The 11,497-nt window shown below is 74.0% G+C and carries 12 protein-coding genes and 2 pseudogenes; 6 read left to right on the top strand and 8 right to left on the bottom strand.

What is annotated here, in order from left to right; all coding sequences use genetic code 11:
* Window positions 1-454 precede the first annotated feature (454 nt).
* Window positions 455-1,375, top strand: coding sequence for a hypothetical protein (locus AB0L40_RS00070; RefSeq protein ID WP_364347334.1), 921 nt, complete (start codon window positions 455-457; stop codon window positions 1,373-1,375).
* A 235-nt stretch (window positions 1,376-1,610) separates the two neighbouring features.
* Window positions 1,611-2,042 carry a helix-turn-helix domain-containing protein gene (locus tag AB0L40_RS00065; protein ID WP_364347331.1) on the top strand — a complete coding sequence of 144 codons (432 nt, stop codon included), beginning with the start codon at window positions 1,611-1,613 and terminating at the stop codon, window positions 2,040-2,042.
* Between the two features lie 294 nt (window positions 2,043-2,336).
* On the opposite strand, the gene AB0L40_RS00060 is transcribed toward AB0L40_RS00065, so the two are convergent.
* Complete coding sequence (locus tag AB0L40_RS00060) at window positions 2,337-2,672, bottom strand: hypothetical protein (protein ID WP_364347328.1); 336 nt, start codon at window positions 2,670-2,672, stop codon at window positions 2,337-2,339.
* Between the two features lie 154 nt (window positions 2,673-2,826).
* Window positions 2,827-3,174, bottom strand: coding sequence for a Na-translocating system protein MpsC family protein (locus AB0L40_RS00055; RefSeq protein ID WP_364347325.1), 348 nt, complete (start codon window positions 3,172-3,174; stop codon window positions 2,827-2,829).
* Between the two features lie 300 nt (window positions 3,175-3,474).
* Between AB0L40_RS00055 and AB0L40_RS00050 the strand changes: the two genes are divergently transcribed.
* A complete protein-coding gene (locus AB0L40_RS00050) occupies window positions 3,475-4,152 on the top strand; it encodes an alpha/beta hydrolase (protein WP_364347322.1) in 678 nt (225 codons plus the stop codon).
* A 47-nt stretch (window positions 4,153-4,199) separates the two neighbouring features.
* Here AB0L40_RS00050 and AB0L40_RS00045 read toward each other — a convergent pair whose 3' ends face one another.
* Together AB0L40_RS00045 and AB0L40_RS00040 are read right to left on the bottom strand one after the other, a co-directional pair.
* Window positions 4,200-4,970 carry a SigB/SigF/SigG family RNA polymerase sigma factor gene (locus tag AB0L40_RS00045; RefSeq protein WP_364347319.1) on the bottom strand — a complete coding sequence of 257 codons (771 nt, stop codon included), beginning with the start codon at window positions 4,968-4,970 and terminating at the stop codon, window positions 4,200-4,202.
* A gap of 242 nt (window positions 4,971-5,212) precedes the next feature.
* Window positions 5,213-5,560, bottom strand: a complete 348-nt coding sequence (locus AB0L40_RS00040) for a Na-translocating system protein MpsC family protein (RefSeq protein WP_364347316.1) — start codon at window positions 5,558-5,560, stop codon at window positions 5,213-5,215.
* Window positions 5,561-5,941: 381 nt separating this feature from the next.
* Between AB0L40_RS00040 and AB0L40_RS00035 the strand changes: the two genes are divergently transcribed.
* On the top strand, window positions 5,942-6,484 hold the full coding sequence (locus AB0L40_RS00035; RefSeq protein ID WP_364347313.1) for a hypothetical protein: 543 nt from the start codon (window positions 5,942-5,944) through the stop codon (window positions 6,482-6,484).
* A 272-nt stretch (window positions 6,485-6,756) separates the two neighbouring features.
* Complete coding sequence (locus tag AB0L40_RS00030) at window positions 6,757-6,897, top strand: hypothetical protein (RefSeq protein ID WP_364347310.1); 141 nt, start codon at window positions 6,757-6,759, stop codon at window positions 6,895-6,897.
* Window positions 6,898-6,930: 33 nt separating this feature from the next.
* Here AB0L40_RS00030 and AB0L40_RS00025 read toward each other — a convergent pair whose 3' ends face one another.
* Both AB0L40_RS00025 and AB0L40_RS00020 read right to left on the bottom strand, forming a co-directional pair.
* Window positions 6,931-7,737, bottom strand: a complete 807-nt coding sequence (locus AB0L40_RS00025) for a family 1 encapsulin nanocompartment shell protein (protein ID WP_364347307.1) — start codon at window positions 7,735-7,737, stop codon at window positions 6,931-6,933.
* Between the two features lie 131 nt (window positions 7,738-7,868).
* Window positions 7,869-8,168: pseudogene (locus AB0L40_RS00020) on the bottom strand (hypothetical protein); the annotation flags it as partial.
* Between the two features lie 249 nt (window positions 8,169-8,417).
* Between AB0L40_RS00020 and AB0L40_RS00015 the strand changes: the two are divergent.
* The gene (locus tag AB0L40_RS00015) at window positions 8,418-9,953 is read left to right on the top strand and encodes an NAD(P)/FAD-dependent oxidoreductase (protein WP_364347304.1); all 1,536 of its coding nucleotides are present in this window, start codon (window positions 8,418-8,420) and stop codon (window positions 9,951-9,953) included.
* Between the two features lie 102 nt (window positions 9,954-10,055).
* On the opposite strand, the gene AB0L40_RS00010 is transcribed toward AB0L40_RS00015, so the two are convergent.
* Together AB0L40_RS00010 and AB0L40_RS00005 are read right to left on the bottom strand one after the other, a co-directional pair.
* Complete coding sequence (locus tag AB0L40_RS00010; RefSeq protein ID WP_364347301.1) at window positions 10,056-10,715, bottom strand: adenylate/guanylate cyclase domain-containing protein; 660 nt, start codon at window positions 10,713-10,715, stop codon at window positions 10,056-10,058.
* Window positions 10,716-10,923: 208 nt separating this feature from the next.
* Window positions 10,924-11,497: pseudogene (locus tag AB0L40_RS00005) on the bottom strand (hypothetical protein); the annotation flags it as partial.

Genomic DNA, 11,497 nt, shown 5'->3' with positions numbered 1-11,497 from the left:
GGACGTGCCGTAGACGCGCCCGCGTCCCCCGCATCGGCGTCCGGAGTGTCCCTTCGCGACCCGGAGTGGCGAGCCGTTGAGCCTCGGCGCCCCGGTCAGAAGGTGAGGGGCGGTTCATCGAGCAGCGCAAGCGGAGGAGGTGTAGCGGGAGGCGCGTGAGGACGCGCGAGATCGCCACCGTCCAACACGCCGCAGTGTTCAGGAGCCTCCCCCACCTTCAGCAGCGCCAAGTGAACAACCGGTGACAACGCCGTGTTGAAGATTACGTTGACGTCAGCGTTCCCCAGGCGTTGACATCACGACCGAGAATGCCGGGCATGATCGGCGGTCGTCGTCACACCCGTCATCGGTCGGCCACCCGGCCATGCGTGGCCGACGACACGTGCGGCAACCGCCGTCGCCCCGGATCGACGAGGTCCGCGGTTCGCCATCCCCGCCATCCAGGAGTCCACGCATGTTCCGCCGCCTGTCCCACCGCCTGCACCGCCACGGCGGGCCCGCCGCGCTCGTGGTCTCGGTCCTCGCCCTCGGCATCGCGATCAGCGGCGTCGCGCAGAGCGCCCCGGCGCCACCGGTCCGCGCCGCGAGTGCGCCCGCGGCACTGACCAAGGCGAGCTCCGCGAAGACGACGGCCAAGAAGAAGGCCAAGAAGCAGGCGAAGAAGACCAGTGCCCGGACGCCGGCGGCGAGCCAGAAGGTCAAGGCCTACGGGCTGCTGCGCCTGGACAAGCACGGGCGCTTCCCGACGAAGGCGATCCCGACGGTCGCCCGGGCGAAGCTCGCCGACCGGGCCACCCGGGCCACGCTCCTGGGAGGCAAGACGGTCGCGCAGATCCAGGGCAGCTGCGCGCCGACGACCGTCGACCTGGGCACGTGGTGCCTCGACGCGGCCGTCCAGGCGGTTCCCCCGGCCGATCTGGGCAAGAACGACTTCGCCTACGCGACACAGCGGTGCATCGACCTCGGGGGCTACCTGCCGGACGCGGCGCAGCTGATCGGCGCCGCCGACGAGGTGCGCCTGTCGTCGACGGTGGACGACAGCCCGACGTCGGCCCTGATCTCCGACCCCGAGCGCACCGACCGCGGGCTGAAGGACCTCCGCGAGATGAGCAGCACGCTCGTGACCACCGCCGCCGGCAGCGACTCCGCCGGCAGCGAGGGCGTCAGCGCCGGTGCCACGGGCGATCCGCACCTCGGCCAGCCGAACCCGGCGCCGCAGCCGGCGAACCCCTTCCCCGAGACCCTGCAGTACGTGACCGTCTACGACAACCACGACAAGGGCGGCTTCGCGGGCTCCGCTCCCGTCGGCCAGGCCGAGCGGTTCCGCTGCGCGTACGACCGCCTTCCCGGCGCCTCGGACAAGGACGCCGAGTAGCGGCGGACGCCCGGTCGGCGCGTACGGGTCTACGGACGCTCCCCGGGGCGAGAGGTCCGGCGGGGCGCGCCGCGGCGTCCGGGGGTGGCCGCTGCGTCGCCGTCATCTGTAATTGTTTCGTGAACGGACGGTGCCGGGCCGGCGGCGGTCGGGATAGGCTGCACCCGCGTCCGGCGAGGCCCGGCGACGTCCGCCCATCGCAGACGTGCCGCCGAGGTCCCGGATCCCCCGCGCAATGCCCAAGAACCCGCCGCCGAACTCCCCCGAGCGTCCGACCCCCGAGCGCGACGCCTCTCCCGACGTCGTCCCCGAGGACGAGCACGCATCCTCAGACACCATCGACGAGATCGTGCGGACCGCCCGCACACGGTTGGAGGAGCTCCAGCCGTACCTCGAGGAAGCCGCCCGTCTCGAGGCGGTCCTCGCGGCCAGCAAGGACCACTCGGAGCCCAGCAACGGGCGTCGTCCTCCGGGCTCGAACAAGGCGGCGATCCTCGCCGTCATCGCCACCCGCCCCGGTGTCACCGCCGCCGAGATCTCCCGGACGTGCGGGATGAAGCGCACGGTGGTGGCGTCGACCGTCAGCCGGCTGAAGCGCACGGGCGAGCTGCTGCCGGAAGGACGCGGCGTCCGCTTGCCCGGCCCGGGCGAACAGCCAGGCGCGTAGGCCGGCTCGGACCCTCGACGGCGGTGCGGTCGGGTCCCCCCGCCCCGGCGGGCGCCGGGGTGTCGGGCGCGGCACCACGTGCAGGGTCGCCGCGGCGACGCCCCACAGCACGAGTTGCGGCAGTGGATGCGGTGACATCGACGACGGCGGGGGTTACCCAACCCGCCGCCGGCGCTGCTGGACGGTGCCGCTCAGCCGACGGCGTGCTGTGTGCCCCGATCCGAGCTCGAGGCCGAGGGCCGCGGCGTCCGCCTGGCGCGCGGCGCCGGCCGGGAGCCACCGGCCCGGCCGGCCCTACCCCGGCCCCTCGTCCCCCGACCGTTCCCGCAGGTCGATCCAGTAGCCGTCGGCCCGGCGCAGCCGGACGCCCATCAGGACGTCGAACGCGCGGCCGTCGACCCGCAGCCGGACCTCGATGCCCTCGCCGGTGGTGAGGGCGAGATCGTGCCCGGTGACGGCGAGCTCCGGGGGTTCCACGGGCCGCCCGTCGAGCAGGACCGTGGTGCGGTCCGCCGCGTCGCCCGAGCCCTCGACCACGACCTCGATGTCGTGGCCCTCGTAGCGGGCGCCGAACCGCGCGCGCCGCGACGCGAGGCCGCCGGACCGTCCTTCGCTGCGGGAACCCTCCACACCAGGAGAACGACCGGGGCGGCCCGCTGGATGCGACCGGACCGGCCGATCGGGGCCACGTGCATCGTCGCCGCGCGATCGGGCACCGGCGCTCCGACGGCGGTCCGCGTCGCCCACACGGCGCGGACCGTCGACGGTCCGTGCCCGGCCCGGATCAGTCCGGGTCGTCGAGCAGGAAGACCTCGGTGGCCGCGTCGATCGTCGTGCTGTAGCCGGGGACGTGGCCGCGGACCCGGCGCCCCGTCACCTGCTCGACCACGGCGATCATCTCGCCGCGGGCGTGCTGCTGGAAGCGGGCCCGCGCCTCGTGCACGAGGTCTCGGCCGCCGAGCTGCAGGATCGTCTGCTCGTAGGGCGTGTCGGTGTCCTCGAGGACGCACAGCACGTGGCTGGCCGCGATCGTCGTCACGACCTTCGTCGGCCCTCGGCCGATGTGGGCCTTGTAGAGCTGCGCTATCGCGTTGGAGATCTCCTGCTGGGGAACGGCGTGGTGCTCGGACATCTGGCGTATCGGGACCTCGGTACCGGGGACAGGCGACCCTCGGGGACCGGCGGCGCTGGGCACGGCCGGCCCGTCGGGTCCCGACCACGACGGGGAGGTGCCGGTCCGGGGACCGAGCGCCGCCGCCCTGATCGGCCTGTAACGGTAGTTCGTCCGGGGGCGGATGGGGAGGGCGGCGCCGGGGTACGGGGCTGGCCCGCGGCCCTCGCGGCGTGACGCCCGACGGGAGACGCTCAGCGGCGACCGCGCGCGCCCCGTCGTCCGTGGTGCCCGAGAGTCCACACCGGGTACCGTCTCCCCGTGCCGCTGGAGCCCCGTCTGATCGAGACCGCCGTCCCGGACGATCCCGAGGGCCTCGTGCTCGTCCTCCACGGCGGAGCCGCCCGGCGCCCCGCCACGGCCGTCAGCCCGACCCAGCTCTCGGTCGTGCGGATGATCCCGATCGCCCGCCGCATCGCGCGCACGGGCGAGGGCCGCCTGGCGGTCTACCGGCTGCTGAACTCGCAGCGTGGCTGGGACGTGGGCCACACCCCGGTCGACGACGCGCGCTGGGCCCTGGACGAGGTCGCCCGGCGGCTCGGGACCGCGCTGCCGACGTGCCTGGTCGGCCACTCCCTCGGCGGCCGCGCGACGCTCCTGACGGCGGGCCACCCGGCGGTCCGGAGCGCCGCGGCCCTCGCCCCGTGGGTCTACCCCGACGACGACCCGCCCGGCCTCGCGGGCCGGCGCATCCTCGTCGTCCACGGGGACCGCGACCGGGTCGCCCTGGCGGACCGCTCCCTGGCCGTCGCCCGCACGATGGGCCGGACGACGGAGGTCGGCTACGTGACGATCCGCGGCGGCAAGCACGCGATGCTCGGCCACCACGACCGATTCGACGGGCTCGCGGCCGAGTTCGCGGCCACCACGCTGCTCGCGCGGCGGCCGGAGGGCGTCCTCGCCCGGATCGCGGCCGGCGAGCTCCAGGTCGAGGTCTGAGGAGGGCCGCCCGCACCGCGGGCCCGCGGCGCGGGCCCGCGGCGCGCTCAGGCCGCGAGCACGGCGTCCGCGCCGGTCTCCCGCAGGTGCTCGCGCATGTCCTTCAGGGCCCCGCTGACGACGCGTGAGACCTGCATCTGCGACACGCCGACGTCGGCGGCGATCTCGCGCTGCAGGCGCTCCCGGTAGAAGCGGTCGTGCACGACCCGGCGGGCGCGCGGATCCAGCGCACCCAGGGCCTGCTCGACGACGCTGCGGTCCTCGACCGTCGCGTACCCCGGGTCGCGGTCGCCGCGGACGTCGAGCATCGCGCGGTCCTCGCCCGCGGGGTGGTCGAGCGACAGCGCGTCGTAGCCCTCCCCGGCCTTCAGGGCGTCCTCGACGTCGTCGACGGTGACCTCGAGCACGCCGGCGAGCTCCTCGGCCGTGGGCTCGTCGCCCGTGACCTCGGTCCAGGTGCGCTGCTCGGCCTTGACCTTCTGCCACAGCTCCTGGGTCGAGCGCGGGACGCGGACCGCCCAGCAGTGGTCGCGGAAGTGCCGGCGGATCTCTCCCTGGATCGTCGGGATCGCGTAGGACACGAAGCGGTGGCCGGCGTCGAGGTCGAAGCGGTCGATGGCCTTGACGAGCCCGATCGATCCGGCCTGGACGAGATCCTCGAAGGGCTCGCGGCTCGAGCTGTACTTGCGGGCGATCGACCGCACGAGCGGCATGCAGCGCTCGGTCAGCTCGTCGCGGGCCCAGGGATCGCCCTGGGTGCGGTGACGGCGCAGCAGCTCGAGGTCGTGCCGCTCACGGCGGATTGCGTCTTCCAGCATGAAGTGCTCCGGGGGAAGGAGTCGGTCTTCCGGCACGCATCTCCCGGATCCCGTACGGGGCCGGACCACGTGGTGCCTGCTGTCTCTCGTGCGCTCCGCCGAACTTCGCGTGACGTCAGGACCGGCGCTCCGGGGGGAGCAGCGCGCCTGGCCGCCTGGTCACCGATGGACGGTGCACACCCGTAGGACGTTACCCCACCCGGCGACGCGCGGCCAGTGCCGGGCCGGGCGCCGACCGCCGATCAGCCCTCGGACTCGAGCAGGAAGACCTCGGTCGCGACGTCCGACGAGGCCCGGTACCCCGGGACGTGGACGCGCACCTTGCGGCCGGTCGCCTGCTCGACGATGACCACGAGCTCCGGCGTGCACTGCAGCTGGAAGCGGGAGCGGGCCTGCTGCACGAGGTCGCGGGCCCCGAGGTCCAGCAGGGTCTCCTCGAACGGCGTGTCCGTGTCCTCCAGGACGCAGACGACGACGTCGCCGACGATCGTCGTGGAGACCTTGGTCGGCCCCCGGCCCATCCGGGTCTTGTAGAGCTGGGCGATCCCGTTGGAGATCTCCTGCTGCGGTACTGGTAGGCGATCGGGCATCGCGGTATTTCGGCCTCGAAGGGTGCGTCGACAGGAACTCCTCACCGCCGAGCGCTCCGTCGCGGGTACGGACCGCCCCTTCGTGGGTACCGCGTCCGAGGCCGTCCCACGTCCCCTCGGGGCGCGGGTCTTCCCCGTATCGGCCATACGGTAGTGGTCGTGCGGCGGACGCGCTTCCGCGCACGCCCCCGCCCGCCGCCGCGTGGGGCGAACGGCCAGGCGACGCCCCATGCTGCGCGACGGACACCGCGGCGATACCGGTCTGCGACCTTCGGGGCCTAGAACTCATGGCATGACGGAGCACCACCACGACGCCACGGGAGCCCCCAGGGGCGACCGGAGCGTCCCCAGCGGTGCCACCCACCACACGGAGTCCTCCGGATGCTGATCGAGACCTCTCTGACCCTCGACGAGCGCGACACGATCCCCGCCCCGTCGGCCGCCGGCGCACAGGACCCCCGCGGCGAGGTCTCCCCCGTCGACGTGGCGCGCGCCGAGCGCGTCGCCCGGGTGCTTGACGCCGTCGACACCCTGGAGCGCCGCCGCCGCGCCAACGAGCTGGTGGAGGCGCTCGAGCGCCTCGGCGACGGCCTCGATCGCACGCTCGCCGTCCTCGACTCCGCCGTCGACGCCGCCCGCGAGCTGCAGCCGGCCGCCGTGCCCGCCGCGTGGATCCCGATCTCGACCCCGCTCGTCCCGATCACGGCCCCCGTCGCGGCCCCGGCCCTCCCGGCCCCGGCTCCGGCCGCCCCGCGCGCGGTCGCCGCGGCGCCCGTCCCCGCCGCCCCGGCGGCCCCGTCCGTGCCGGCGGCCCCGTCCGTGCCGGCGGCCCGGTCCGTGCGGGCGGCCACGAGGAAGCCGCGCCTCCAGGCGCCCGCCGGCCTCGCGGCGTTCGTCATCGACTTCCCCGAGATCACGGGCTGAGCCGCCGCGGTCGGCGGACGCCGGCCGCTCACGAGGGCCCGCGCCGGGCCGCTCGACGCCGGATTCGCGCCCGACGGCCGCCCGCGCTCAGCGCCGGGGCGCGTCGGCTCCCAGCCGCCCGGCGGACGGAAGGACCTACGGCGGTGGCATCGGCAGATCGGAGCCGGACCTGGACCCCGGCGGGGCGCCGGCGAGGACCGCGCCGCCGCCGGTCGGCGCACGGGGCGCGAGAACCGACCCCCGTGGCGCCCGGAGCGCACTACGATCGCGTGGTGACCATCGAGCCGCACCAGCCGCCGCCGCCCGCCGGCGGGCCCGAGGATCCGGGGGGCGACTGGCCCAGCCCGTTCGCCCTGATCCTCATCGGCGTCTTCCTGATCGCCGTGACCATCGCGTTCGTCGAGATGAGCTGAGCGGCCCCGGGCGGCCCGTCCGCCCGGCGGGGCTCACCCGTCGCCGAGGGCGACCGCCGCCTCCGGCGTCGCGACGCGGAACGTGAACGACTCCTCGAGGTACAGGTGCACGGTCGAGTGGTCGTGGTGCTCGTACCCGACCGAGAGGTCCTGCCCGGACGCGAAGAGGAAGTCCCCGCCGCGCAGGCTGACGACGGCGCCGCCGCGGACGCCGGGCGCGCGGACGATCGGTCCGCCGACGATCTCCCGCAGGTGGTCGAACAACGGGTAGCCGCCGTGCTCGGCCGTCTCGACGACGGCGGTGTGGCGGTCAGGCGCGAGCACCAGGGCGTACGGCCCGTCGACGCCGCTGACGCGCAGGACCTCGACCGCGCCGGCGACCTTGCGGGTCCACCCCTCGACGTCGTCGCCCAGCGGCACCACGGGGTGCGGCGTGACCGTCGCGATGCCCTCGATCCCGGCGGCCTCCCAGCCGTGGAAGACCGCGACGTTCTCCGCCGTGGCGATCCGCAGCGCGGCGGCGTCGAGGCTCTCGTAGTCGACGTCGACGGCACCGCGGTCCGCGTTGAGCAGCTCCTCGCGATCGACGGTGAACGGCGCCCGCAGCTCGGCGAGCGGCAGGACGCGACGGAGGCTCGAGACGACGCCGTCGACGGGGCCGCCGTCCAGCGGGGTGGTGCGGCCGAGGTTCACGGCCGAGCGCCGCCAGCCCTCCGGGCCGTCGAAGTCGACGACCCGCCGGGCGGCGAGGTTGGCGACGAGGCGCTCCTTGGCCTCGTCGTCGACGTCGGCCCAGCCGGCGTCGGTGATCGGGGCGTGCCCGCGCAGCAGGTGGTTCATCGAAGTGCTCCCTTGAGACTGCCGATGCCGAGCGAGCCGCCCGGCGCGGGTGGGGTGGGGACGGAGGCCGTGGCAGTGCCCAGGACGCCGCCCGCGACGTCGACGGGGCCGCGGGCGCCCTTCGGCACGCCCTCGGCCTCCTCGCCGTTCTCGGTGATGTCGCCGTCCTTGAAGAGGATCCCCCGCGCGATCAGGCCCCACTCGGGCTTGCGGCGCAGCAGGAACTCGAGGTCCATCGCGAAGTGCTTGTACTCCTCGTGGACCGCGTCCGCCATGACGGCGCGGGCCTCGGGATCGGGCTCGACGGCGAGTCGCTGCTCGTACCAGCCGATCGCCTCGGCCTCCTCGGTGAGGGACGCGCAGAGGCGTGCGAACGTCCGCGTCTCCGCGGGGAGCTCCTCGGGCGGCTCGTGGTACTGGTCGAAGCCCATCTGTCCTCCGTGCGTGCTGGTGGCGGTCCCGTCGATCGGACCCTACGGCCGATGACCGCCCGGCACCAGTGCCCGACCGGCCCCCGGAGCAAACCCCCGGGGCGGGCACCACGCCGGTGCCCGCCGGGGCGTACGGTGTCGCCCGGCACGGCCGTCGCCCGCGGGGCGCGGCCCCACCGAACCCAAGGCCGCCTACGGATTCGTAGGCTACTCTTGAGTAACCCGCTTCCAGACCGTAGGATCCCGCCCATGAGCACCACCGCTGCGTCGCCGCAGTCCATCACCACCGCGCCCCTCCCCGAGGAGGTCCGCGTCGCCATCGTCGGCAGCGGCTTCTCCGGCCTCGGGATGGCCGTCGGGCTGCTGCAGGACGACGAGCGCAACTTCGTGATCCTCGAGACCGCGAGCGACATCGGCGGCACCTGGCGCGACAACGTCTACCCCGGCTGCGCGTGCGACGTCCCCTCGCACATGTACTCGTTCTCGTTCGCGCCGAACCCGAACTGGACGCGCTCGTTCGCGACCCAGCCGGAGATCTGGGCCTACCAGCAGAGCGTCGTCGAGCGCTTCGGCCTGCGCCCATACGTGCGCACGGGCGCGGAGGTCGTCAACGCGACCTGGGACGCCGACCGCCAGCGCTGGATCGTCGAGACCGTCCGCGGCACCGTCGTGGCCCAGTTCCTGGTCGCCGGCACCGGCCCGCTGTGCGAGCCGAAGTACCCCGACCTGCCGGGCCTCGACACCTTCGAGGGCACGGTCTTCCACTCGGCCCGCTGGAACCACGACCACGACCTCGCAGGCGAGCGGATCGCCGTCATCGGCACCGGGGCCTCCGCGATCCAGTTCGTCCCGCGGATCCAGCCGGACGCGAAGTCGCTGCTGCTGTTCCAGCGCACCCCGCCGTGGGTCCTCCCCCGCCCGGACCGGCCGATTACCAACCTCGAGCGCTTCGTCTTCCGGCACCTGCCGTTCGCGCAGAAGCTCGCCCGGCTCGGGATCTACCTGGGCCGCGAGAGCTTCGTGCTGTCGTTCAACCACGTCGCGAAGCTCCGCGGCCTGCCGCGCGTCATCGGCCTGAAGCACATGAAGCACCAGATTCCCGACGACGCGGAGCTGCGCGCGAAGCTCACCCCCGACTACCAGGTCGGCTGCAAGCGGGTCCTGATCTCCAACGAGTACTTCCCGGCGCTGAACGCCGACAACGCGGACGTCAACACGACCGGCATCCGCGAGGTCCGGCCGCACTCGATCGTCGACAACGCGGGCGTCGAGCACGAGGTCGACACGATCATCCACGGCACCGGCTTCCACGTGACGGACCAGCCGATCGCCGACCGCCTCGTCGGCGCCGACGGCCGCCGCCTGGCCGAGCACTGGAGCCAGGGGATGGAGGCCTACCGCGGCACCACGATCGCGGGCTTCCCGAACCTCTTCATGCTCGTCGGGCCGAACACCGGCCTCGGCCACAACTCGATCATCTACATGATCGAGTCGCAGGTGACCTACGTCCGCGACGCGCTGCGCAAGACCCGCCGCGGCCGGATCGGCGCGATCGTCCCCCGCCGCCCGGTCGTCGACGCCGAGAACGAGGAGATCCAGCACCGCCTCGAGGGCACGGTCTGGAACGACGGCGGCTGCGCCTCGTGGTACCAGGACGCCCGCGGCCGCAACACGACGCTGTGGCCGGACTTCACGTTCCTCTACCGGCGGCGCGTCGCGTCGTTCGACGAGGAGAGCTACGAGACGACCCCCGCGGTCCCCGCCCGGGAGACCGTCGGGGTCTGAGGTCGGGCGCAGGCCGGGTCCCCATCGGACCCGGCCTGCGCGGGCCTCGATCGGGCCGGCCCGGGGGCCTGCGGCGGCGGCCCGGACCGCGCCGGCCGGGGCTCAGGCCACGCGCTGGACGCGCCGCGCCGAGGCGCGGCCCCAGTGCTCGGCGCACTCGGCCGAACAGAAGCAGCGCAGGTGCACGGCCTCCTCGCCCGCCGGGGCGACCGCGACCGACGGATCGATCGGCAGGCCGCAGACCGGGTCCATCACGGGCCGGGCGTCGCCGTCGACGCGCATGTCGATCTCCTGGACCGCGAGCGGCCGCGTCAGGCCGGCGACCTCCACGATGCCGAACGGCCGCACGACGGCCCACGGCGGGACCGTGGCGTCGGGGTGCTCGGCCATCAGCAGCTGCCCCGGGGCGGCCTTGTCGCAGAGTCGGGCCGCGACGTTGATGACGGTGCCGACGTAGTCGTCGCCGTCGAAGACGAGCGCCGCGCCGCGGCAGATCCCGACGCGGACCTCCAGCGGGCAGGCGCCGCCGAGGTGGTGGCGGATCTCCAGCGCCGCCGCGGCGACCGCACCGCGCTCCGCGCCGGACAGCATCACACCGTCGCCGAGCCACTTCATGACCCGGACGCCGCGACGGTCCGCGGCGCGCCGCACGACGGAGCGCATCATCGACAGGACCGAGACGGCCTCCTCGTCGCCGTTGCGCTCCGTGTACGCGCTGAAGCCGCAGAGGTCGATGAAGGCGAAGCAGCGGTCGACCCTCATGATCGACGACCGTGGGGCGCGGAGGACCGGATGGATGTCGGGACGCTCGAACCGATCCACCCATCATGACACCCCCGATGTGTGCCCGGGAGCACCTCCCCCCGCCCGGGTGGTGCGTCGCACCAACGCCCGTCCAGGGGCCCGGCGGCCGGCCGGGACCGGCCGGTCCCGACGATGCCCGGGCGCCGCCGGGACCGGCCCTCGCCGCTCAGTTGAGGCCGAGGAAGACCGGGTAGACCTTGCGCTCGTCCCCGTCGATCGTCTTCAGGCCCGAGTAGAAGATGTCGGTGGGGTCGCGCACCTGGAACCACAGGAAGCCGCGCAGCTGGTTCTTCTTGGCGATGTCCCAGGCCTCCTGGGTCCAGGCCGCGGCGTTCTCCTCGGACGTCGACTGGCTGCCCTCGGCGATGTAGGCGAACTCCGTGATGTAGATCTTCGACGCCGCGGAGGACGAGATCCGCCGGGTCTTCGCGATCTTGCGCAGCAGCGCCTTCGTGCGCGGGATGTTCCGGATCGTCCACTGCGTGTCGCTCTTCAGCGTCTTGGACGGGTCCGTCGTGTAGTCGTAGGAGTGCAGCGTCCAGCCGTCGGCCTTGATCGCGTAGTCCTTGGCCTTCGTGCCCTTGCGCGGCTTGAACTTCGAGTCCAGGCCGAGCGCCCGCTGGACCCAGGTGCCCGGGTTCGTGGACTTCGGGTTGCGCGCGTAGGGGGCGAGCTCGCCCGCCATGACCGGCGCCTTCGGCGTCTGCGCCTTGATCTCCTCGTAGGCGATGTTCTGCATC

This window comes from Patulibacter sp. NPDC049589, from assembly GCF_040675535.1.
Lineage (GTDB): Bacteria > Actinomycetota > Thermoleophilia > Solirubrobacterales > Solirubrobacteraceae > Patulibacter.
The sequence above is the reverse complement of the archived record's forward strand: the minus strand, read 5'-3'. Positions and strand labels throughout refer to the sequence as shown.

Bases quoted from the DNA above. Each gene is read 5' to 3' on its own strand.
- AB0L40_RS00070 (WP_364347334.1), top strand. From the start codon at position 455: ATGTTCCGCCGCCTGTCCCACCGCCTGCACCGCCACGGCGGGCCCGCC.
- AB0L40_RS00065 (WP_364347331.1), top strand. From the start codon at position 1,611: ATGCCCAAGAACCCGCCGCCGAACTCCCCCGAGCGTCCGACCCCCGAG.
- AB0L40_RS00055 (WP_364347325.1), bottom strand. From the start codon at position 3,174: ATGTCCGAGCACCACGCCGTTCCCCAGCAGGAGATCTCCAACGCGATA.
- AB0L40_RS00045 (WP_364347319.1), bottom strand. From the start codon at position 4,970: ATGCTGGAAGACGCAATCCGCCGTGAGCGGCACGACCTCGAGCTGCTG.
- AB0L40_RS00040 (WP_364347316.1), bottom strand. From the start codon at position 5,560: ATGCCCGATCGCCTACCAGTACCGCAGCAGGAGATCTCCAACGGGATC.
- AB0L40_RS00035 (WP_364347313.1), top strand. From the start codon at position 5,942: ATGCTGATCGAGACCTCTCTGACCCTCGACGAGCGCGACACGATCCCC.
- AB0L40_RS00025 (WP_364347307.1), bottom strand. From the start codon at position 7,737: ATGAACCACCTGCTGCGCGGGCACGCCCCGATCACCGACGCCGGCTGG.
- AB0L40_RS00015 (WP_364347304.1), top strand. From the start codon at position 8,418: ATGAGCACCACCGCTGCGTCGCCGCAGTCCATCACCACCGCGCCCCTC.
- AB0L40_RS00010 (WP_364347301.1), bottom strand. From the start codon at position 10,715: ATGAGGGTCGACCGCTGCTTCGCCTTCATCGACCTCTGCGGCTTCAGC.